The organism is Nocardia sp. NPDC058480, from assembly GCF_042720495.1.
Classification (GTDB): domain Bacteria; phylum Actinomycetota; class Actinomycetes; order Mycobacteriales; family Mycobacteriaceae; genus Nocardia.
On sequence record NZ_JBHXMN010000018.1, the window covers coordinates 95,850 to 119,256 of the forward strand.

Genomic DNA, 23,407 nt, shown 5'->3' on the forward strand with positions numbered 1-23,407 from the left:
CAGGAACGTGCAGGTAGTGAATCAGTCCGGCGTGGACCCGTGATCGTCGAGCCGGTCGGCCAATCCGGCGGGCGTGGGATGCAGGAACATCAGGTGTAAGGGGATGTCCCGATCGAGTTTTGCTTCGAGCGCGGCCACCGATCGGGTCGCGGACAGCGAATCCCCGCCCAGGGCGAAGAAGCTGTCGTCGACCCCGACCCGGTCCGCCCCGAGGATCTGCGCGAACACGCCGGCCACGATCTCTTCCATCGGTGTCGACGGCGCCCGGAACCGGGTATCCGCCTGACCTACTGCGTGCTCGGCCGCGTTCCGGTCACCGAGCATTGAAGGTCGGTCGGTGCCGTCGAAGAGTTCGATGGCACCGACGGGTAGGTCTGGATCAGTGGTGAGGGTGTCGAGGACCCGGACGAGGCAGTCGGCGAAGCTGCGCACCGTCGCCGGGACGAACAGGTCGGGGAGGTATTTGAGGGTCAGGTGCAGCCGGGTGTCGACGAACACCGTGAGGCTGAGGGGGTAGTGGGTGGCGTCGTGGCCGGTCACGTCGACAATCTGGATGTCGGCGACGTCGGTGGTCTCGAGCAGTCCGACCCTGTCGATCGGGTAGGACTCGAACACGGTCAGGGTGTCGAAGAAGGCGGCGGGGCCGGCTGCGTGTTGGATCTCGCTCAATCCGAGGTAGTGATGTCCGAGCAGCGCGACCTGCTCGGTCTGGACCCGGTCGAGCAATCTGCCGAGGGTTTCGCGGTAATCGAGGGCGATCCGGACCGGCACCGTGTTGATGAACAACCCGATCATCTCCTCGATGCCGCGGATCTGCGGGGGGCGCCCCGACACGGTGGCACCGAACACCACGTCGTGGCGTGCGGTCAGGGCCGCGAGCACGACACCCCAGGCAGTCTGGATGACGGTGTTCACGGTGACTCCCCGCTCGCGGGCGAGCGCCTCGAGCCGGTGGGTCTGCGGTTCGGTCAAGGCGAGGTGGATGTCGCGAGGGATCGCCGACAACTGTCTGCCCCGGTCGGCGGGAGCGAGCAGCGTTGGCTCCTCGAGTCCGGCCAGGGCCCCCGCCCACACGGTCCGCGACGCGTCCGGGTCCTGCCTGTTCAGCCAGGCCAGGTAGTCCCGGTACGGGTACACCGTCGGCAGCAGTGCGGGGTCCCCGCCGGTGCTGTAGAGGTTGAGTAGCTCTCTGAGTAGCAGCGGGTTGGACCAGCCATCGAGCAGAATGTGGTGGTTGGTCCATATCAGCCGGTGCTCGTCCGGGGCGGTGGTGACGAACCGCAGCCGCAGCAGCGGGGCGCTCGCCATGTCGAACCGGACACCCCGGTCCGCGGTGAGAATCCGGTCGAGTTCCCGCTCCCTGCTACTTACCTCGAACCCGGTCAGGTCGATCTCGTGCAGCGGCACCTCGACACGGTCCGGCACAACTTGCACGAATGTTCCGTCCGGATCCTGGGTGAATGCGGCCCGCAGGTTCGGGTGACGCTCGAGAAGCGCCTGCACTGCCGCCCGCAGCCGACCCGAATCCAGGGGGCCGTGAACGTGGAGTACCAGCTGTACCAGATAGGCGTCGACGGAATGGACCGCCAGCAGCGCCTGGAACAGCAACCCGCCCTGCAGCGGCGTCACCGGCCATACCTCGACCAGCCCGGGGAACCGCGCCTCTAGCGCCTCGATCGCCGACTGCTCGAGGTGTACCAGCGGGAAGTCCGACGGGGTGTGCCCACCGGACCCGGCTGCGGCCGCGTGCACGGTCACCGCGGTTGCCGCCCGGCCCCACACCCCGGCCAGATCGGTGACCTCGTCGGAGGTGAGGATTCCGGTCGGGAACGAGAAGCGCGCCCGCAGTCGGAGACCATCCGGAGTGTCGGTGACGATCGCGTTGATGTCGAGTACTGCGGCCGCGGGCAGTTCCGGGTCCGGTGAGGCGGTGAGTTCACCGAGCTCGTCCGCCGGGGTCCAGCCCGTCCCGCGCAGCTGCTCGGGTACCTCAGCGATCCGGCCCAGATAGTTGAACCCGATCTGCGGGGCGGGCAGTTGTCGCAGCGTCTGGCCGGTGTCGGTGTTGAGGTAACGCAGCAGCCCGAAGCCGATGCCGTGATCCGGGATTGCGAGGAGTTGTTCCTTGACCGCTTTGATCGCCGTCCCGGCGGCCGCGCCCCCAGCCAGGGCATCGTCTACGTCGATCCCGGACAGGTCCACTCGCACCGGGCACATCGTGGTGAACCAGCCCACCGTCCGCGACAGGTCCGCGCCCGGAACCACCTGCTCCTGCCTGCCGTGCCCCTCCAAGCTGATCAGCGTCTCGCGGGTATCGACGCCCCGATCGAGCCGCCACGTCGTCAGCGCCAGCGCCAGCGCCGCCACCAGCCCGTCGTTGACTGTGCCGTGGAACTTACCGGGCACTGTGGTCAGCAGTGTCTCGGTCACCTCGGCCGGCAGATCGATGGTGACCGTGTCGACCGTCGATGCCAGATCCACCGCCGGATCCAGTCGCCGCGACCCCAGCACCGGATCAGGGCCGGTGAGCATGCCTGTCCAGAGCTCGAGTTCCGCGACCCGCTCCCTGCTGTGCGCGGCCTCGACCAGCCCGTGCGCCCATCGGCGCATGGAGGTGCCGACCAGGGCCGGCTCCGGCTCCACAGCTGCCGTGATCCGGGACCAAGCGGCCGCGAGAGCGGGGATCAGGATCCGCCACGACACCCCGTCGACCACGCTATGGTGTGCCACCAGCAACACCCGGCCACCCGAAGTGGCTGCATCACCAGCGGTTTCGGGATCGAACCACACGATCTGCAGCATCACCCCGCCTGCCGGGTCCAGTCGGCCCGCCGCCGCGTCCAGCTCGGTGGCGAGGGTCGCGGCGAACGCTGCCCCGGTTGCGGATTCGACCGATACCCGACGGATCAATCGGTCCGCCGGCACCGACCCGGCCGGCCGAACCCGCACTACCCAGCCGATCCCGGCTCCCGGGTCCGGGCGAAGCGTCGCGCGGAGCATGTCGTGCCGGTCGAGCACCGCCCGCACCGTGCGGGCCAGTGTGTCCCCGTCGAGCCCGGTCGGCGCGTGCAGCAGCACCGCCTGGGAGAACCGGTCGAAACCGGTGCCGCGGTCGAGCAGCCATCCCAGGATCGGGGTCAGCGCCACCTCACCGACCCCGCCACCGGCAAGTTCCGCCAGCACCGGGCCCACCCCGCCGCCCGGCACGGCGACCCTGGCGAGCGCGGCCGCGGTCCGATGCTCGAATACCTCCCGCACGGTGAACACCAACCCCGCGGCCTTCGCTCGCGTCACCACCTGGATCGACATGATCGAATCCCCGCCCAGAGCGAAGAAGCTGTCATCGACTCCGACCTGATCCATCCCGAGGACCTGTGCGAACACACCGGCCACGATCTCTTCCTCCGGTGTCGACGGCGCCCGGAACCGGGTTCCCGCCGCGGTGAAATCCGGGGCAGGCAACGCGCCCCGATCCAGCTTTCCGGCCGGAGACAGCGGGAACTCGTCGAGCACCACCACCGCCGCAGGCATCATGTGATCCGGTAACCACTGCCTCAGCGAGGTTTTCACCGCATCCACGGCCACCACCGCACCGAGTTCGAGGACGACGTACCCGATCAGGCGGTCCCCGGTCCCGTCGTCGCGGACGATCACCACCGCCTGCGCAACCGAGTCGCATCGCAGCAACGCCGCCTCGACCTCGCCGAGCTCGATTCGGTAGCCATGGACCTTCACTTGGAAATCGGTGCGCCCCACCCACTGGAGCTGCCCGTCCCGGGTCCACCGCACCCGGTCCCCGGTCCGATACGTTCGCTCACCGGGCTGTCCGCGTGGGTCCGCCACGAACCGGACCGCCGTCGATCCCGGATGCCGGTGATAGCCCCGCGCCAATTGCACTCCCGACACATACAACTCGCCGACCACTCCCACCGGCACCGGCCGTAACCGGTCATCGAGGACATAAACCCGGGTGTTCCACACCGGCACACCGATCGGCACTCCGTCGGAATCCGCAGCGGTCACCTCGTGGAACGTCACGTCCACCGCCACCTCGGTGGGTCCGTAGAGATTGTGTACTGCCCCGACGGGCATCCGCTGCCGTACCTGCTGCGCCACCGGCGCCGGCAAAGCCTCGCCCGACGCGAACAGGTACCGCAGCGTCGGCAACTCCCCGACCGACTCGGCGCCGAACGCAGCCAACAACGACGGTACGAAATGCACCGTCGTCACCCGTTCGGTGTCGATGATCCGCGTCAGGTATGTCGGGTCCCGATGCCCGTGCTGTGCCGCGATCACCAATCGCGCTCCGGTGTGCAGTGGCCAGAACAATTCCCACACCGACACGTCGAAGGTGATCGGCGTTTTCTGCAAGACCACGTCGGTGTGGTCGAGCCGATACTCGGCCTGCGCCCACACCAAGCGGTTCACGATCGAGGCGTGGCTCAGTGCCACGCCCTTCGGCGCCCCGGTGGAGCCGGAGGTGAAGATCACGTACGCGGTGTTTCCCGGCCGCAGTGGCGAGATCCGGTCCGTATCCGAGAGCGGGGCAGTCGAATACCCCGAGACATCGAGGGTGTCGACGGCCAGGACAGGTCTGTTCCCCGCCATCGCGATCCTGTCCGGTTCGCTGGTGAGCACACAGACCGGATCGGCCGTGTCGAGAAGATAGGACAACCGCTCAGCGGGCTGATCCGGGTCGACCGGCACATACCCTCCGCCCGCCCCGAGGACCGCGTACACGCCGACAACCATGTCGATCGACCGCCGCATCCCCACGGCGACCAAGGTCTCCGGTCCCACACCTTCGACAACCAGTCTGCGGGCGAGTTGGTTGACCCGCCTACCGAATTCGGCATAGGACAAGCGTTCGTCCTCGAACACCACCGCGATGTTTTCCGGCGTGCGCACGACCTGCGCGGAGAACATGGACACCAACGTCAGACCGTCGCCGACGGCATGGTTGGTGGCATTCCACTCACCGAGTACCCATTGCCTGTCGGTGCCATCGAGGAGTTCGATGGCACCGACAGGTAGGTCTGGATCGGCGGTGAGGGTGTCGAGGACCCGCACAAGGCAGTCAGCGAAGCTGCGCACCGTCGCCGGGACGAACAAGTCTGTCGCATACGTGAAGCCGGCCGCGATGCCCGCCGGTGCACCATCCTCGTCGAACCGCTCGGCCAGGGTCAGCCGCAGATCGATCTGTGCGGTTCCCGGATCCACCCCGGCCATCTCGATCTGAAGTCCCGGTAACTCCAGGACCGGTCGGCTGGTGTTCCAGCCGTCGATGGCCGCTCGAAACAAGGGTGCGTGCGCTGTCGACCGGACCGGCCCGAGCTCCGAGACCACTCGTTCGAACGGCACTTCCGCATGGGCGAACGCGCCCAGATCAGCGTCGCGGACCCGCTCGAGCAGTTCCCTGAACGAGGTGGCATCGCGTACCGGGGTGCGCAATACCAGCGTATTGACGAACGTCCCAACCGCCCCCTCGTCGAGGATGGCCTCCCCACGCACCGCCGTGCCGACCGCGATGTCGGAGCTGCCGCACAACCGCGACAAAAGCACCGCGAACCCCGCGTGCACGGTCATGAACACACTCGCCTGGTACTCCCGCGCCATGGCCTCGATCCGCCGATGCACGTCGGCGCCGATCGAGAACTCGTACCGCTCACGCCGCGGCGATCGTTGCGCTGAGCGGGGCCGGTCGGTCGGCAACGCCGATACGGGCATAGTGGCAAGTGCACGCCGCCAGTAGTTCAAATCAGAGGCCTGCCTCTGCAGGCGTGCTCCCACGCGTGCAGTGGTTGCGTGGATCGTCCCTACCGCGGTGTCGGCGTCCGCCGCGATGAACTCCTCGAGTAGGTCGACGATCTGCGTGTGCTGAGTGCGTACCGCGTCGTCTCGGTAGCGATGTGGATTCGCACGGATTTCGACGACGGTCTTCGCCGGTGTCCCGGTCTGGTACACAGTGATCAGTCGATCTCCGACCGGACCCCGGCTGAGGACGTGAACGTGCCCGACGATCGGGCCGACCTTGATTGCAGAGTGAAAGAGCATCACGTTCACCTGCGGCACCGAGAATCGAGCCGCGGTGCCGGTAACCCCGGCATTGCGGCGGATATCCTCGATGCTGCAGCCCTGGTGACGCAGAGCGCCGATCAACTCGCCCTGTACTCGCCGCACGAGCTCGCCGACCGAGTCCTCGGGCCGCACGTGCAGCCGCAGGGGCACGATGTTGGCGAGCATGCCGCCGGAACGACGCAGCGCAGCGGTCGTTCGCCCGGAGACCGGGATGCTGACCAGGATCTCGTCGGTGCCTGCCATCCGGGACAGGTAACAGGCGATTCCGGCGAGAGCCACGGCTGCCGACGTCGCACCGAACCGGCTCGCGGAGTCCTCGAGACGCGCGGCTGTGGTGTCTGACAGCGGCAGGCTCTCGACGATGTTTCGGACAGCATCAGGAACCATCTCGTGTTCCGGTGTGCCCCAGTCCGACAGGCCCGCGATCCGCTCCGCCCAGTACTCCCGATCGGCGGAGAACCGGCTGGAGCCGCGGTACTTCCGATTCAGCTCGAACAGGGTATGCAGATCCATCGCCTTGTTCGGCCCGGCGTCCCGGCCCTCGACTGCGGCCGTGTAGAGCTCCGCGGCTCGACGGAACATCGCCGCCGCACCGAAACCGTCCAACGCGATGTGGTGAACCCTTGCGTACCACAGGTAATCGGAGTTGCCGACCTGCAAGATCGAGATCGCGCCCAAGCGATCAGCAAGAAGGTCGAACGGTGCCGCACAGTCCCGCCGCATCCAGTGATGTGCCGCCGCAACCGGGTCGCGCTCGTCGCGGAAATCGATGAAGGCCATCGTGGCATCGAGCGATTGGTCAACGATTTGGAACGGCCGACCATCAATCTCGATCAGGCGAAGAAAGGCCGACTGGAACTCGCGACCGGCAACCACGGATCTCTCGCGAAGGAGCTCGGGATCCAGTTCTCCGTGCAATTCCACATAGTGGGCCATGCAGAACGGCACCTCAGGTGCGAGTTGCTGGGCGAACCAGATCCCATATTGGGCCGGCGAGAGCGGAAAAGCTCCGGGCGGTACTTCCTCGGCGTGAAAGCTGGGCCGCACGCGCTGCTGCGGGTGTTCAGAATTCGAGGCAAACCATTTTTCGAGGAATACCATTCAGGAAAGTCTCCTCCAGTCGGCTCGCCGAGTCGAGCTTCCTGTCAGACGATGTCGCTCCTCAACGGAGGTTCTTCACGAGACCCCGGCCGTACAGGTAGCGGATGAACACGCTGACCAGCCGGTTCAGGGATTGGAAGGGGAGCGGCAGCGGGCGCAGCACGTCGACGATGAGGACCACGCGCAGATCATCCGCGTCGTTGTGGACCTCGTGCTCCCAGCTGTCGTCGAAGAGGATGCTTTCCCGCTCGCGCCAGGTATGCGTGATGTCCTTGACCCGGATACTCGGTGGATTGCGGGCCGGCACGACCAGCGGCAGGTGATAACGCAGGTAGCCGCGATAGGGCCCGCAATGGGCCGGGATCGATTTGCCACCTTCCAGGATCGAGAAGAAGGCCTGGAACAAGCCGGGAATGCCGTCGATCACCACACAGGTCCGCGGGCAGCGTTGCCGGTTGCCTGCCGGCTTCTCGCCCATCGCGTACAGAAGGAACACCTTCCAGCGATGCGGCGTCGACGAGGAAATGCGCGTCTGCGCGGCGTCGACCTCGTGATATTCCGGCAGTTCCTGCCAGTCCGACAGTAGTGGTATGAGCTCGGCGCGAATGCTGTCGGCATTGCGGTCGATCTCCCGCAGCGCCGGGTAGGTCTTGTCGATGTCGAAGAACACCTCGCGGTGGCGCCCGCCGACATGCAGGTCGAGCGCAGCGTTGACGCATCGCAGCGGCAGTTGACTGAGCGCGAACAGCATCGGATGCATGCGGCGAGTTTATGGCGCGATGAACCAGGTGCGAAGGGCCGTCCCGGCGCGTCAGCCGCACGCGCGTAGCAGGTCTACGACACTCAGCGCGAGCTGACGCAGACCACGTAGCGGCGCTGGTCGTAGACGACACCGCGGTCGCCCGCCGTGCAGAAGTTGACGTCCGTGGTGTCGTGTCGGACCTCGAGCACGCGGAGCCGACCGGGAACGGGGGCAGTGCATTCCACGTGCCTGACCCCGCCACCGGCCAGATCGATGCAGCCGCCGACTGTCCAATCGATGTCGAGGCAGAGGGTCTCGTCCACGCCGCCAGGAAGCGTCCGAGTTTGTGAGCGGTCGACGTCGCCCGGACACTGGCCGCCCGCGGACGCCAATTCCGTCACCTTGTAGTGAGAATTGGTGCCACCACACGCGGCCTGCTGAATGTCGGCCGAGCTCGCGCCCAAATTCACGCAATCGCCGACACTGAGATCCACCCGGGGAATCCGAGTCACCGACTTACTCAGTGTGGATGCGACACCGCCGGGTAGCTCGGTATAACTACCCAGCGGCTGGGTTGCCGAAACCTCGGTCAGCGAAGTTGTTGCGGCAGAGTCATTGTCGGGCGGTCCGGACACCCGCGCACTGAACCCCGCGATGACGGAAAGCGCACCGTAGAAGGTCCCTGCCAGGGCAAACACCGCCACCACCGACACGCCAGCCACGGCTAAGTTCTTCCGACGCGCCATCTGTGTTGTCCCTACTCATCCGCTGGACGTCCCGACCGACACCCCACTTGTCTGACAGTTCTTACACGCCCGCATACGGGCGTGTCGAATTGTGAATCCGCATCTTTTTACAGCGAAAAGTTGGTCCATCGCCCAATTCGACAGGGATCACTATCCGACGAAAAAGGGTGCTAGGGTCTGCCCGATCTCACTCGCGGACAACAAGGTTCGTGCCCGACAGCGGCACACCGATCGGCCGCGCAGTCTTCGTCATGCGTAAAGGAAATCCCTGATGAATCTCGGTCACTTCCCTGTCACCGCGCTTGTGGTCGGTACCGCCGTCTGGATCGGCGCGGGGGCCGCCGCCGCGCAGCCGGTGGCGCCGACTCCCCAGGGCGTCACCGCGTCCGGGGTCGACCAGTCCGTGCACTACGAGGCCACCCTCACCGAGTTCTCCCGCGTGCTGACCACCACCGTCGCCGGCGGCACCTTCACCACCACCGACGACAACGCCGCGGTCACCCTCACCTCCGACTCCGGCGCCGTGGTTACCCGTATCCCGCTCACCTACCAGGTCTCCGGCACGACAATGCGGGTGGCGCAGACGATCTCCGACAACGGTCACCACCTCGTCCTCGCCCCGCAGGCGAGCGCCACCGAGATCGGCGAGATACAGACCATCAGCCCGATGTCCCAGCTGACGAACGAGATCAACCGCAACGTCGTCGGCGTGGTCGCCGGTGGCATCCTCGGCGGGCTCATCGGCACCGTGCTCGGCTTCGGCTTCCTCAGCATCGTCACCGGCCCCGTCGGACTGGTCCTCGGCGCGATCGCCGGCGGCTATGCCATGGGCGGACAGCCCTTCCTCGACGCCGTCACCGCCGTAGTCAGCGGTCAACCCTGACCCACACGAAAGGGCGGCGCTGCCGCACTCTGCCGGGTGCGATGTCAGGTTGCGTCGTCCGCTTTCGTCTCGGCCGAGGTGCGAGGGACTCGGCGGTGGTCGCCAGGAGGTATTCCCAGTTGGGCGCAGGTCAGCAGGGCCACCTCGATGTCGAGCCTGCGCTCACTGATGGGATGGCCGAGTAGCTCCTCGGCTCGGCGCACCCGGTAGTGGACGGTGTTCTTGTGGACGTGCAGCCGGGCGGCGGCGTCGGTGTAGCTGCCGCGGGCGTCGAGGAACGCGCGAACGGTCTCGCGTAGCCGTACGGCCGTGTCGTCGGTGCCCATCAGCGCGCCGAGTACGCGCCCGGCCCATCTCTGTATCTCGGGGACCCGGTCGGCGAACAAGGCCGCCAATGCCACGTCGGAATAGACGGTCAGTCCGTGCCCCCGCACGGTCAGCGCGACGGCACGGGCCTGCTGTGCGTCGCGGAAGGTCTGGCGAAATCCTTCGAGCCCGGTCGCTGGATCACCCAGGGTGACGGACAGATTCGGATGGGCACGCAGGTCGCGGGCGAGCTGTTCGGTGTCGAGCACCGGTCGTGCCACCGACGAGATCCACACCCACCGGTTGTGATCATCGACCTCGACGGTCATCGGTGTCTTGCCGGTCGCGGCCGCCAATAGGGCAGTGCCCGCGCGCAGGGGCGCCCGTGGATCGCGGGTTCCGGGCGGTGTCCACAGCATCGCGAACTGGTGCCAGCCACGCAGGGAGGCCGACAGCATCTGCTCGGCCGAGCTCACATCCAGGTCGTCGGCGTCGACGACAGCGCGTACCTGCGCGGCGCGGGCGGCGTCGGTGCGCGCGTCCCAGCGGCGGCGTTCGCTCTCGTAGATGTCGATCAAGCCCTCGATCACCTGGTCGATATAGCTGTTGACCAGATCGGCGATGCGTGCGGCGGTGGCCAGCGCGACGTCGGTGGCCGGGTTCAGCTCGGCCAGCAGCGCCATCGTCCACTGGACGAACATGTTCTCGCCGAGCCGATAGGCGCGCAGCATCGCCTCGAGCGCCAGGTCGTGCTGGGCGAAGCGGCGGGCGTACTCGGCGGCGGCCGGTGGGACGGTGATGTCGTCGAGGCCGATGGCCAGGGTGAGAATGTCCAGGATCGCGGAGAGGTTGGACTCGGTGCTGGCCACCATCAGCCTGCGAACTTCGTCGTCGTGCCGGAATTCGGGGATGACCTCGGTGAACATCGTGGTCATGCGTGGTGAAAGGTGGTCCAGGTCGGCTTTGATCCGGCCCGCCACCGCACGCACCAGTAGATCGTTGTCGTGGGCCATGGCCGCAGACAGTACCCCCGGCTCTCGGCTGTGTGGCGGTGTTTGTGCTCGTGGCACAACACCGCGCCGCAACGCTGGGCCGCGGGCCCGTAGTCGGCGGCGAATCCGCGTCCTACCGTGAGTGATGTAACTCAGATCACATTCACTACCGGTGAGGAATCATGCGACACATCGCCGAATTGCCCGAGGCCAGAGCCGCTGCCGACCCGCACGGTCACTGCATCGCCGACGACACCGACTCATTGTCGAACGCGCAGTTCCGCGCTCGGGTCGACACCGCCGCCTCGGTCTTGCACCGCGCGGGGGTGCGGCCCGACGACGTCGTCGCGGTCATGCTGCCCAACCGGGTTGACCTCGTGGTTGCCCTGTTCGCGGCCTGGCGGCTCGGCGCCGCGGTCACTCCCGTGAATCCCGGGCTCACCGACGACGACATCCGGTTCCAGATCGAGGACTCGGGCGCCGAAGTAGTCATCGGCGAACCCGGCAGGGCCGCAGTCACTCTCGACGTCGCGGCACTATCGCAGCATGCGGGCATGATCGCCGCGGCCACATCGGCCGACGGCCTGGCGTTGATCATCTACACCAGCGGCACCACGGGCAAGCCCAAGGGGGTGCTACTCGGCCACGAGAATCTCGCCGCCATGTGCGCGATGATCATCGACTCGATCGGTCTGCACGAGACCGACCACAGCCTGCTGATCCTGCCGCTGTTCCACGTCAACGGCATCGTGGTCAGTGTGCTGTCGCCACTGCTGGCCGGCGGGCGCGCCACCATCGCCGGGAAGTTCTCCGCCTCCGGGTTCTTCGACACGGTCGAAGGGGTCCGGCCCACCTATTTCTCCGCGGTGCCGGCCATCTACGCGATGCTGGTGGCCCAGCCCGAAGGTCCCCGCCCCGACAGTTCCTCGTTGCGCTTGGCGATCTGCGGTGCCGCGCCTATGCCCGCTGAGCTCATCGCCCGGTTCGAGCAGCGCTTCGATGTGCCGATCGTCGAGGGTTACGGTCTGTCCGAGGGGACCTGCGCGTCGACTCTCAATCCGCCAGCGGGCCAACGGAAGCCGGGCACTGTCGGGCTGCCGCTGCCCGGCCAGACGGTGGCGATCATGGGTGCCGACGGCGCGCTGTCGGCACCCGGTGAACCCGGTGAGGTCGTCGTTCGCGGGGCGAATGTGATGCGCGGCTATCTCGGCAAGCCGACGGAAACCGCCGAAACCGTGGTGGACGGCTGGCTGCACACCGGCGACGTCGGCTATTTCGACGACGACGGCTACCTGGTCCTGGTCGACCGGATCAAGGACATGATCATCCGCGCCGGCGAGAACCTCTACCCCAAGGAGATCGAGAACGCGCTCTACCGGCATCCGGCCGTCCACGAAGCCGCGGTGGTGGGCGTGCCCGATGCCGTGCTGGGCGAGGTGCCGGTCGCCCACGTGGTGACCGCGCCACAGGCCACGGTCACCGTCGAAGAGCTGACCCAGCACTGCCGTGCCGAGCTCGCCGCGTTCAAGGTCCCCGCCGCGATCGTGTTGACCGAGGAGATGCCGCGTAATCCGGTGGGCAAGATCGACAAGAGGCAGCTGCGGGTCATGGCCGTACGCGTCTGAGCTGTTCTGCACCGCAACTCAATTCGAACGAAGGACCACCTTTCGGTCGCGGTCGCTCGCGCCCGGAAGCAGGGAGAAAGGAATCGAGCCATGGGATTCAAGACGGGAGATTTCCCGCCGGTTGACACCGAGACATTCTTGGATTTGCCACTGCGCGAACGTATTCGAACGCTGGCGCTGCACTGGGCGGAATACGGATTCGGCACGCCGAAGATGATCCACACCGTGTACCTCGCGAAAGTGCTCGTGCTCTATATCGTCGGCGGTGTCGCGATCGCGACGGCGACCTCCGGTACCGGCCCGTTCTGGGATGTGGCGCAGTGGTGGAACCAGCCGGTCGTGTACCAGAAGCTGGTCCTGTGGACAGTGCTGCTCGAAGCCGTCGGAGTCGCGGGCTCCTGGGGGCCGCTGGCGGGCAAGTTCAAGCCGATGACCGGCGGCATCCTGTATTTCGCCCGGTTGGGAAGTATCCGTCTGCGGCCGTGGTATCGGGTGCCGTTCACCGACGGTGACTCGCGCACCGTGGTCGATGTGGGCCTGTACCTCGGCTTCATCGCCTCGCTGGTGGTCGCCCTGGTAGCACCGGGCCGAACGACTGCCTCGCTACTGGAAGCACTGCCGCACAACACATCCGGGCTGGTTCGGCCCGCGCTGTTGATCGCGCCGATTGTGCTCTACATCCTGTGCGGGCTGCGGGACAAGACGATCTTCCTGTCGGCTCGCGGCGAGCAGTACCTGCCGGCGCTGCTGTTCTTCGCGGTGCTGCCGTTCACCGACATGATCGTCGCGGCCAAGCTGTTGATCGTGATCGTGTGGGTCGGCGCGGGAGTTTCCAAGTTCGGCAAGCATTTCACCAATGTGGTGCCGCCGATGGTGTCCAACAGTCCGGCCATGCCGTTCCGGTCGATCAAACGCGCCCACTACCGGGACTTTCCGCGCGATATCCGACCTTCACGGGTCGCTTCGTACCTGGCCCACGTCGGTGGTACCGCCGTGGAGGTTCTCACCCCGATCGTGTTGCTGTTCTCGACGAACCACTGGCTGACCCTGGCCGGTGTCGCGATGATGGTGATCTTCCACCTGTTCATCACCTCCACCTTCTCGCTGGCCGTGCCGCTGGAGTGGAACATCCTGTTCGCCTACCTCACAGTCTTCCTTTTCCTCGGTTTCCCGAATTCGGGCGGCTACGGCGTATTCGACATGTCGTCTCCGTGGCTGACGGTGGCGATAGCCGCTGGGCTCGCCTTCTTCCCGGTGCTGGGCAATCTGCGCCCCGATCTGGTGTCGTTCCTGCCGTCCATGCGCCAGTACGCAGGCAACTGGGCCTCGGCGTTGTGGGCATTCGCGCCGGGCGCGGAGGCGAAGCTGAACACCATCGCCCACCGCCCCGCCGACAACCAGGTCGACCAACTGCTGGCCATGGGATATCCGCCTGCGGTCGCCGAGATCACCATGCAGCAGACCATCGCCTGGCGTTCCATGCACAGTCAGGGCCGCGGTTTGTTCTCCCTGCTGTACAAGCATCTTCCCGACATCGATCGCTGGACCGTGCGCGAGGCCGAGTTCGCCTGTAACTCGCTGATCGGCTTCAACTTCGGCGACGGCCACCTGCACAACCTCGACCTGATCGACGCGGTCCAGGCACGGGTCGGGTTCGCCCCGGGAGAATGGATCGTGGTGTGGGTGGAGTCGCAACCGGTCCACAAGAGTACTCAGGAGTACATGGTGGTCGACGCGGCGCTGGGCGTCATCGAACGCGGGACATGGGAGGTCGCCGACGCGGTAGAGGCAATGCCGTGGCTGCCGGACGGGCCCATTCCCCTCACGGTGACCTGGCGGCGTGAAGACGTCACCGGCGCGCCGCACCAGGACGCGGTGGTCCGGGCCGAATAGCTCGGTACCGCAAGTTATCTCGAGCAAGGAAAGGAAAGTCGATGACAACGGCGACAGTGGTCGGCAGTGGCCCCAACGGGCTGGCCGCAGCTATCACCCTGGCTCTGGCGGGCGTGGAGGTGACGGTCCTCGAAGCGGCCGGCACGATCGGCGGCGGCACCCGCTCGAGTGAGGCGATTGTGCCCGGTCTGCTGCACGACCACTGCTCGGCCATCCACCCGATGGCCGTGGGGTCGCCGTTCCTGCGGCGCGTCGACCTGCAACGGTACGGGTTGCGTTGGGCGTGGCCGGAACTCGACTGCGTCCATCCCCTCGACGGCGGCACCGCCGGAGTGCTGCACCGCTCGGTCGCCGAGACCGCCACGGGCCTCGGCGCCGACGAACGGCTGTGGCGCACACTGTTCGAACGCCCGGTCGCGAACTACGACGAGATCGGCGCCGACATCATGCGCCCCCTGCTGCGGATGCCCCGGCACCCGATCCGCTTGGCGCGCTTCGGCATTCCGGCGACCGCGCCCGCCACGTTGCTGGCGCGAGCCTTCCGTACCGAAGCGGGACGCGCCCTGTTCGGCGGCGTTGCCGCCCACGCCTTCCACCCACTCGAGCGCCCGTTGAGTGCCAGCATCGGGCTCGGCATTCTGACCGCCGGACACCGATACGGCTGGGCGGTCGCGGCAGGCGGATCCCAGCAGATCGCCGACAGCATGGCCGCGGTATTGGCCGATCACGGCGGAAAGGTCGAGACCTCCGTCCGGGTGCGCTCGCTGGCCGACTTACCACTGTCCGATATCACCATCTGGGATCTCGCACCGACAGCGGTCGCGGAGATCCTCGGCGATCAGCTCCCCACGCGGATTGCCCGTGCCTACCTCCGGTTCCGCTACGGGCCAGGCGCTTTCAAGGTCGACTTCGCGGTCGACGGCGGCATCCCATGGACGACGGAGTCCGCCCACCGCGCAGGCACGGTACACCTCGGCGGCTCCTTCGCCGAGATCGCCGCAGGTGAACGCGACATCCACGCGGGACGGATGCCCCAGCGCCCGTTCGTACTGGTAGGCCAGCAATACCTCGCCGACCCGCAACGGTCGGTGGGCTCGATACACCCGATATGGACCTACGCGCACGTCCCGAACGGCTACACCGGCGACGCCACCGCAGCGATCTTCGCCCAGATCGAACGCTTCGCACCAGGCTTCCGCGACCGCGTAGTCGGCCTGACCGCCCGCACCACAACAGCATTCGCCGACTACAACCCCAATTACGTCGGCGGCAACATCATGACCGGCGCCAAGAACATCCCGCAGCTGCTATTCGGCCCACGAAAAACCTTGCAGCCCTACGATATCGGCCTACCCGGACACTATCTGTGCTCGGCGGCGACCCCGCCCGGCCCCGGGGCGCACGGCATGTGCGGTGCCAATGCCGCAGAACGAGCGATGCGGCGGCTGCGCTGACGACATTGTCGTCGTCATCGACGATGCGGTGCACGACCGCGATGCAGGTGCCTCGCGTTCTGGAGGGTTTCCGGCGCGCCGAGGATACTCGCCGTGATTTCCGATATCGCCGCAGTTACGTTGCCGCATCATTGCGACCACGGTGTTCGACCTGGAGCGTTCAGGGGGTGGCGGGCACGTAGGGTCGGTCTCGCCCAGATCGCCCGGATCAGAGGAGGCCGTTAGGTATGCCCAAATACATGTGGCGCGTCAGCTATCTCCAAGAGGGGGCACAAGGCCTGCTGGCCCAGGGCGGCAGTGCCCGCCGCGCGGCCATCACCGAAATGGTGGAGAGCGTGGGTGGTCGGGTAGAAGCGTGTTATTTCGCGTTCGGCGACGACGACCTATTCGTCATCGGTGATGTCCCGGACGATGTCTCGGCCGCGGCACTCGCGATTCGCACCGCGGCTGCTGGTGCGGCGGTGTCGCACACCGTGGGTCTGCTTACTCCTGAGCAGATCGACGAAGCGATAGCCAGAGACGTTACCTATCGGCCGCCCGCGTAGCCGGCGTGCTCGGCATGGGCCAGTCCAGCGGTATGCCCAGGATGGCGCCCACACCGCGGATCGCCGACATCACAGCGTGGACCTCGTTCATGCCCTGCCCGAAGGCTTCGGTGCGATCATCGATACGGAAGGGGCACAGGTAGGTATGCGGACGATCGGGGTCTTGGCGAGGGCGTCCGAGGGTGATCACCACCGGCCCCTCGGCGGTGTGGACGGCCCGTGCCGCCAGATGCGGGCCGAACTCGCGCGCCTTCGTCGCGGATCCGGTGGAGTTGCCGACGCGTTGTCGCGGACCTACACGTACTCGTGATCGGTCCGATTCGGCTGGGCGGCCCGAGCTAGCTCGGGCTGCTGCGTTCGGGATGTCGATCATCGCGGCGTAGATGGCGGCCAGCCGGTCCGGGCCGTGGGCTATGTGTGCCCGGGCGCCCTCGACGCGGTAGGTGCACTGCCAGCTTCGCGTCGTGTGGTCCTGTTGGGGTTCGGCGATTTCGATGCGCAACTCACGGTCGCCGTTTTTGACGGTGCTGGCTATAGCTAGCTCGACGGGTTCGCTGTTCACAGATCCTCCAAGAATATTGTCGCGGTCGCCGGTCGTGGGTGACGAGCAGCGGTCGCGTGTTGCAGCAGTTGTCGAGCGCAGCACGTCAGGGTTGGGCGGCGGGGCGGGTGTTGCGCTGCATGCTCGGTGGAACCCGCCTCGCATCGGGTGGTGGGCAAGGCGGACGGAGTTCGCTGCGCACGGAGGCATGGATGGGTGCTGTGGGCGTCGACTTCAGCCGCCGTGCAACCAACGTTGCTTCAGGTTCCAGTGGTTGTCCCACCATGCGCGTTCCACTGCGGGGTCCGCGCCCGCAGGCGGGCGCGGGGATTCTCCGGGGAACAGCCCGTTCGAGTCGGGGGCGCCGACCTTTGTCGGTGTCGTCGGGTCGCTCGGTGTGGTCGGTTGCGGTGAGTCCAGCGGTGTGGATGGAGCTGTCGGGTTCGCGGTAGGGGTGGGAATCCAAGCGGGTTCCTCCCCATTCTGCTGCGGAGCAGGGGGCGGGGCGGTCGCTGATGGCGCCGCAGTAGCGGGGGCGACCGACACCTGGTCGGGGTGTGGTGCCGGAGTCGGAATGGGAGCCGGTGGTGGCGCAGAGTCCGCAGGCGAGATCGGAACCTGCGCATCGGTCGTGGGCTCGATGACTGTTGCTGAATTCGACGGCGGCGAAGGTCTGGTCGTGTCGGCAGAGCCTGCGTTCATTGCTGATGGGCTGTCGTCGAGTACGTGTGTCACCGCGAATCCGGACGTGACGAGCAGCGCCGCGGCGACTGCAGCAGCGAGAGGTAGCCGTCTGGGGTGCCGGGGCTCTGCCAATGGTGCGGCGGACTGGTTACGCGCCTGTTCGGCAGCTATCAGCGCCGCTCCCCGCGCCGTAGCATCGGCAAAGTCCGGCAGGAGGACAACGGGTGCGGCGAGCTCGTCCCGCAAGACCGCGATGTCGGGTTCGGCCGCCGCCGAGCCGCAGAGGGCGATCACGCCGGGATGCGTCGGAATCGAGGCGAGCATCGACCGCACCCGACCGATCGTCTCGCTCATCGGGTCCGCGTCGAACGCCCCGGTGGGATCATCGGGCGCGGTGCCGACGCCGAACGGGGCGGTCCAGGAGTCCGACGCCAGGATCTGCCCACGATCTGCCCCGACCACTACCGCGGTCGCGGTGCGATCGGCGAAGTTCAGTAACACCACGGTTCTGAACTCGTCCAGCTCCGGCGTGCCACCGACCAGCGCGAACATCGCCGATCGGGTCGAAACCAACGACGATGTCTGCCATCTTCCGGATGCCAGCTGCGAGACGAGCTTCTTCCGGTCCTGCGGCGTGTGGTAGGCCACGGCGGCGTCCGCGATGCACGGCTCCGCCTCGGTGAGGGCGTCCAGTGTGCTGACGACCGACCCGCCCTGGTCGACTCGCTGCTCGACCGACAGCAGGACCTCGGGTCGTGCCGCCTGCGCGCTGGACAGCAGTACCCCACGGATGACTGCGAACTCTGCTGATATTCCCACTGTGGTTGTCATGGATCACCTAACTCGATGGATCTGAGAGCTCCTGGTTGTTCGTAGCGAGCACGCTCGGCGATCGGCCGACACGCGGGCTGTGACACGGCTCATCGTTCGTCGCCGAGTCGCGCACCGGCCGGCCCGCGGAAAGACCCGTCGAACGATGTCATTGCGCCGTGGCGGGTCCATTCGTTCGAAGCGATCGTGGCTGGCGCGGCTCCCGTGATCGAGATGCCGAAGGGCCTAGGGTGGATCACGCCCCGCGACGTGGCGGCGGCGCGTGGGTGCACGGGGAAGAGCTCGCCTCGACCGGCTTGCCGGTCGAGGCGAGCCGCATCGCCTCCTGTCGCAACGCGCACATGTCGGACGCCGTTTCTGCAATATCGGCGCGACGCTCACCCTCGCCGACCTCGTCGGCTACACCGAAACCCGCTCGGTGGAGTCATGCCGCGGCCCGAAATATGGCGACACCCCGACTCGACCGACGGACACCTATCGGACGAAACGATTGCTGAATGATTGCCGTTGCTGGTGGGTGTGGACCGCCCGCCGTGCTGAAGGCAGAGCGGTTGTTGTGAACTGCTCGGCTCGCGAAAAAGAGCCGAGGTCGCGCCGATGCTGTGGCGCACATTCTCTTCGGATACCGGATCGGGTGTCTCCCCGCGAGCACGGGGAGACACCCGAATAACACTCTGCGCAGCGGTCGCCACCGCGCACAGAGCAGATGCAGACACTTGGAGAACTCTGCGATGACCACACTAGATGTACTCGTCATTCTCGCGTGCCTCAATGGGGCCGGTTCCACGCGGTCGGGCAGCTTCCGGGTGCGGCTATGACCGGGCCGACGACCACCCACGATGTCGTTGTCGTCGGGGCCGGGTTCGGCGGGCTCACGATGGCCGCACAGCTGAAACAGGCCGGTGTGCGCGACTTCCTGATCCTCGAGGAAGGACCCGAGGTCGGTGGGGTGTGGCGGGAGAACACCTATCCGGGGTGCTCATGCGACGTGCCCGCGCACCTGTACAGCTTCGACTTCGACCCCTACCGAGACGCCCGGGTGCGTTATCCGGACCAGCAGGCGATCTTGACCTACATGCGGGAGATCACCGACCGCAACGGTTTACGCGCGCATCTACGCTGCAATGCCTCCGTGGTGAGCGCCCATTACTCCGACACAGACCGCACCTGGACGCTGAGCACCAACACCGGGGACCTGATCCACACCGACGCGGTCGTGTGGGCCCTCGGCCAACTGCACCGACCGGCCATTCCGCAGTTGCGCGGAGCGGAGCTCTTCGGCGGTCGTGCGTTCCATTCCGCGCGATGGGACCACACCGCGGACCTGAGCGGGCAGATCGCGGTCGTCGGCACGGGTTCCTCAGCGGCACAGATGATTCCCGAGCTGGCCCGCACCGCAGCCGGTGTCACCGTGTATCAGCGTTCCCCGTGCTGGGTGCTGCCGAAACCGGCCGCGGCGTTCGGCCCGATCTCGCGGTGGGCACTGACGCATGTGCCCGGCCTGCACAAGCTGTATCGGGCAGGGATCTACCACGCCGCTGACCTGGTGCTCGCACCGATCATGCGCGCAGGGTGGTCAGCGGGACCGGCCGAACTGGCTGCGCGGGGCCATCTTCGGCGGCAGGTACGCGATCGCGACCTGCGGGCGAAACTCACACCGAACTACCGGATCGGGGAGAAGCGTGTGCTCCTCGACAGCGGATACTTTCCGGCGCTGACTCAGCCACACGTCGAACTGGTAACCGATCACATCGATCGGCTCGGCCCCGACGGGATACGCACCGTCGACGGCACCGAGCGCCGCGCCGATGTCATCGTGTGGGCCACGGGATTCCGTGCGTCGGCGTTTCTCGGCGGGGTGCAAGTCCGTGGCCGTGGCGGGGTGGACCTGCACGACCAGTGGCGGCGTCAAGGACGACCGACCGCCTTCTACGGGCTCGCGGTACGAGGCTTTCCGAATCTCTACATGATCGCGGGCCCACACTCGTTCACTCCCTCGAACAGCAACCCGTCGATGAAGCAGCATCAAGCCCGGTACATCATGGATTGTCTGGCCCTCAGTTCCGCTTCGGGTGCACCGGTCGAGGTGACCGAGCGGGCCATGGCGACCTACCTCGACCGTCTGGATCGTGCTCTCGCCCAGACCATTTGGCGCGATGGTGTGGCGACGGCCTGGTGGAAGCGCGCAGACGGCACGATCACCAATGCTTGGCCCGGAACTGTCAGCGAGTTCGAACACGCGATTTCCGAATGCGATCCAAGCGCCTCGTTCGCGCAGGCGGCCGCGAACGCTGGAGCTCCCTAGCAGTTCGACGTCTCGGCACGCTCATCGCCGCCGCGCAGGACGAACAGCGATGGTTCTCTACCCCGCGCATGGCCCGGGGCCCGGTTGCCGGTCGCAGACTGATCATCGACCGGAGGGGGCGGTGGTCGGTGGATGCGCGATCGACGGAGTCGTCGGACGCGCCGCCTTCGTCGTCGGGGGCTTCGTCGACGGCTCTGTGGTCGTCCTAGACCGCGTCGCCGTGGTCGTCGGCGCTGTGGTCGTCGTAGGCCGCGTCGCTGTGGTCGTCGGTGCTGTGGTCGTCGTAGGCCGCGTCGCTGTGGTCGTCGGCGCCGAGGGTGTTGTGGACACCTCCGGTGACCTGGATGTCGTGGTCGAACTCGCTGGAATCGTGGTCGTCGTGGTGCTGGTCGGCACTGTGGTGGTCGCAGTGTCGGACGTGACGGTGATGGTCGACGGATCAGCCGACACCGTCACCGTGCTCGGATCGGCTGTCACCGTGACCGTCGACGGATCCGTCGGTGGCATGGTGACGGTCACGGTGGATGCCGAGGTCGAGGTGACTGTATCCGGGTCCTGCACACTGGACGTGGCCTGGACCGAAAGGCTCGCCGTGGCAGAGAAACTCGCGCTCACCGACACAACCGTCGAGTTCGTGGCCGCGCCATCCGTTGTCGTGGCTGTCGTCGATTCTGTCGTAGTGGCCGTGCTGGTCCCGGGTTCGGTGGAATCGGCGGGCGGTTGGGCGGTCCCGGTATCGGTAGCCGTGTCGGTGCCCGCGACATCGACCGGTACAGGGACCTCGCTCGGTGTGCCGGCTATCGGGCTCGTGTTCGTCACGCTGGACTGGCCGATAGCGCTGTAGTCGGAAGTGGGTTCGCCCGAGAACGCTGCCGCGTTGTTCGCCTGCGCTGATGGGCTCGAATCCGCCCGAATCAGCAGCGTTATCCCGATCGCCGTGGTCACCAACGCAGCCAGCACACCCGCACGTGACATCTGCCGCCGGAACCGATCGGCCGATGGCGCCGCGGACGGCCTACCGAACCACCGCAGAATTCGAGGCCGAGGCTCAGCATTGATGTCCGGCTCTGCCACTTGATCTTCGCTGTTGTCGACGGTTTCCATCCAGCTACCGCTTTCTCCCTCGATATGCGAAAAGCAAAGTCCGGGAACATAGGCAAGGTGATCGTTATCGAGGTTTCAGGGTCTCGAGTATGGATTGACATCGCGCAGCCGTTGCCGGTGGATCAGTTGCAGTTCGCCCGCGCGGTTGAGAAAGTCGGCGATTATTTCGAGTTCGGCGGAGTCGTAATAGTTCAGCAACATCTTGTAGCTCTCGACGATCATGGGTACGACGAGTTCCTGCACGCGATGGGCCGCGAGTTCGGTGGCCATCACAATCACGCGACGACGATCGGTCGGGTGCAGCGAGCGGGCGATGTAGCCCTGCTTCTCCAGCCTGTTGAGCATGATCGTGACGCCGGCCGCGGTGAGGCCGAGCCGTTCGGCCAGCATGCCCGGCGTCGTAACCTTCTCTTCCTCGAGCAGGACGATCTCCAGTGCGCGCCGATCGGTCTCGTTGAGGCCGAGCACTCTGATCAATTCGCGGATCAGATCCTCGACGGTTCCGTGATAGAACTCCAGGGCCCTTTTGAGCTCGACCGAGATCCGGGCGGGTTCGGTTGTCCTCGAGCACACAGGGTTTCCCAATCACGAAAGCGGACATCGCCGCGGCCGTCGAAGCGTCCGTAGCGGTGTCGGACATGCACTGTACGACACAGCCGACGATGCGATACTGCGCATCGTGATATTCGGTCGAAGTGCCTGACACGACACCAAACCTGAAGCGGGGCAACCACTATCGGGAACAGTGGTCAACCGGTTCGGCTCGGGTGAGCCTGGACCGGGCTGCTGACACAACCCGGTCCAGGCATCTTCGCCACGGGCGCCGGCGCGGACCATCACGCCGTGGCACCTGTCTGCGGGCTAGGTGACAGTTGTGGTGGTGAGGGTCGGAGACGGGTTCGGGTAGCAGGAGGTGGCGACATTGCCGACCAAGGCGATGTTGGTCGTCATGGTCATGCCGGGACTGGTGTAGCTGGTCCCCGCGTACTTACTGGTGATCGGCGTTCCGGCGGCGCCCGCGGTGACGTTGAGCGTCACCGCGGGTGGGGTGTAGCTGGTGCCGCCGGCGATCGGACCCGGCACGGTCAGTACGGCATTCCCACCCGAAACGGCGACGGTGCCTGCTGTGCTACCCCCGGAGACGGTAGCCGAGACCACTGTCGAATTCGCCGGAGTCGGAATGGTCATCTTGATGTTGCTGACGTTGTTCACGGTGAAGCCGGAGGCCGAACTGGGAACCGACGAGGCGCCCGGTGCGATGGTGATGGCCACCGCGGAACCCGACGCCGCCGAGCTCGGCGCGGTACTGGTGACCGTTGCTGTCATGTTCGAGGTTTGGCCGATACCGAAGACCGTGCCCTTGCAGGTCCAGTTCACGCTGACGGTGGCGGCATTTGCTGGTGCAGCCAAACAAAAGACAGTGGCGATGGCCACCGGAGCAATAATGCCGGCACGAAGCAGAGAGGATGTCGATCTCATGGCAATCTCCAGGAAATGTCGAGCAACGGTCCGGCGGTATGTCGAACCGCAAAATGGGTGTTTAAGAAATATAGCCCGTTCTCATCTCTCTGTAGTCG

15 protein-coding genes are annotated in these 23,407 nt (G+C 66.3%); 7 read left to right on the top strand and 8 right to left on the bottom strand.

All coding sequences use genetic code 11. From position 1 onward, the window contains the following. Positions 1-21: 21 nt before the first annotated feature. The 3 genes from ACFWO8_RS29220 to ACFWO8_RS29230 all read right to left on the bottom strand — a co-directional run bounded on the left by ACFWO8_RS29220 (position 22) and on the right by ACFWO8_RS29230 (position 8,643). Entirely contained in the window at positions 22-7,179 is a 7,158-nt protein-coding gene (locus ACFWO8_RS29220; RefSeq protein ID WP_378969054.1) for an amino acid adenylation domain-containing protein, read from the bottom strand. A 61-nt stretch (positions 7,180-7,240) separates the two neighbouring features. Continuing rightward, on the bottom strand, positions 7,241-7,939 hold the full coding sequence (locus ACFWO8_RS29225) for an aspartyl/asparaginyl beta-hydroxylase domain-containing protein (RefSeq protein WP_378969059.1): 699 nt from the start codon (positions 7,937-7,939) through the stop codon (positions 7,241-7,243). Between the two features lie 83 nt (positions 7,940-8,022). Further along, positions 8,023-8,643 carry a hypothetical protein gene (locus ACFWO8_RS29230; RefSeq protein ID WP_378969064.1) on the bottom strand — a complete coding sequence of 207 codons (621 nt, stop codon included), beginning with the start codon at positions 8,641-8,643 and terminating at the stop codon, positions 8,023-8,025. Positions 8,644-8,938: 295 nt separating this feature from the next. Between ACFWO8_RS29230 and ACFWO8_RS29235 the strand changes: the two genes are divergently transcribed. Beyond that, entirely contained in the window at positions 8,939-9,550 is a 612-nt protein-coding gene (locus tag ACFWO8_RS29235) for a hypothetical protein (RefSeq protein ID WP_378969069.1), read from the top strand. 44 nt (positions 9,551-9,594) lie between these two features. On the opposite strand, the gene ACFWO8_RS29240 is transcribed toward ACFWO8_RS29235, so the two are convergent. Next, positions 9,595-10,869, bottom strand: coding sequence for a PucR family transcriptional regulator (locus tag ACFWO8_RS29240; RefSeq protein WP_378969073.1), 1,275 nt, complete (start codon positions 10,867-10,869; stop codon positions 9,595-9,597). Positions 10,870-11,030: 161 nt separating this feature from the next. Here ACFWO8_RS29240 and ACFWO8_RS29245 point away from each other — a divergent pair, with 161 nt between their 5' ends. The 4 genes from ACFWO8_RS29245 to ACFWO8_RS29260 all read left to right on the top strand — a co-directional run bounded on the left by ACFWO8_RS29245 (position 11,031) and on the right by ACFWO8_RS29260 (position 16,365). After that, positions 11,031-12,473 (top strand): class I adenylate-forming enzyme family protein, encoded by a 1,443-nt coding sequence (locus ACFWO8_RS29245; protein ID WP_378969080.1) that lies wholly within the window; start codon positions 11,031-11,033, stop codon positions 12,471-12,473. A 90-nt stretch (positions 12,474-12,563) separates the two neighbouring features. Further along, the gene (locus tag ACFWO8_RS29250) at positions 12,564-14,366 is read left to right on the top strand and encodes a DUF3556 domain-containing protein (protein WP_378969085.1); all 1,803 of its coding nucleotides are present in this window, start codon (positions 12,564-12,566) and stop codon (positions 14,364-14,366) included. 41 nt (positions 14,367-14,407) lie between these two features. Then, positions 14,408-15,820, top strand: coding sequence for a phytoene desaturase family protein (locus tag ACFWO8_RS29255; protein ID WP_378969089.1), 1,413 nt, complete (start codon positions 14,408-14,410; stop codon positions 15,818-15,820). 227 nt (positions 15,821-16,047) lie between these two features. After that, entirely contained in the window at positions 16,048-16,365 is a 318-nt protein-coding gene (locus ACFWO8_RS29260) for a GYD domain-containing protein (protein ID WP_378969093.1), read from the top strand. On the opposite strand, the gene ACFWO8_RS29265 is transcribed toward ACFWO8_RS29260, so the two are convergent. Together ACFWO8_RS29265 and ACFWO8_RS29270 are read right to left on the bottom strand one after the other, a co-directional pair. Then, the gene (locus ACFWO8_RS29265) at positions 16,343-16,927 is read right to left on the bottom strand and encodes a DUF6968 family protein (protein WP_378969097.1); all 585 of its coding nucleotides are present in this window, start codon (positions 16,925-16,927) and stop codon (positions 16,343-16,345) included. The two genes, ACFWO8_RS29260 and ACFWO8_RS29265, sit on opposite strands and share 23 nt — an antisense overlap. A 213-nt stretch (positions 16,928-17,140) precedes the next feature. Then, positions 17,141-18,421: a hypothetical protein gene (locus tag ACFWO8_RS29270; protein WP_378969102.1), complete on the bottom strand. Its 1,281-nt coding sequence runs from the start codon at positions 18,419-18,421 to the stop codon at positions 17,141-17,143. Between the two features lie 814 nt (positions 18,422-19,235). On the opposite strand from ACFWO8_RS29270, the gene ACFWO8_RS29275 reads away from it, so the two are divergent. Continuing rightward, entirely contained in the window at positions 19,236-20,726 is a 1,491-nt protein-coding gene (locus tag ACFWO8_RS29275) for a flavin-containing monooxygenase (protein WP_378969106.1), read from the top strand. 121 nt (positions 20,727-20,847) lie between these two features. Next, positions 20,848-21,570 (top strand): hypothetical protein, encoded by a 723-nt coding sequence (locus ACFWO8_RS29280; protein WP_378969111.1) that lies wholly within the window; start codon positions 20,848-20,850, stop codon positions 21,568-21,570. Positions 21,571-21,905: 335 nt separating this feature from the next. Here ACFWO8_RS29280 and ACFWO8_RS29285 read toward each other — a convergent pair whose 3' ends face one another. Further along, a complete protein-coding gene (locus ACFWO8_RS29285) occupies positions 21,906-22,403 on the bottom strand; it encodes a MarR family winged helix-turn-helix transcriptional regulator (protein WP_378969120.1) in 498 nt (165 codons plus the stop codon). Positions 22,404-22,691: 288 nt separating this feature from the next. After that, a complete protein-coding gene (locus tag ACFWO8_RS29290) occupies positions 22,692-23,240 on the bottom strand; it encodes a hypothetical protein (RefSeq protein ID WP_378969125.1) in 549 nt (182 codons plus the stop codon). Positions 23,241-23,407 lie beyond the last annotated feature (167 nt).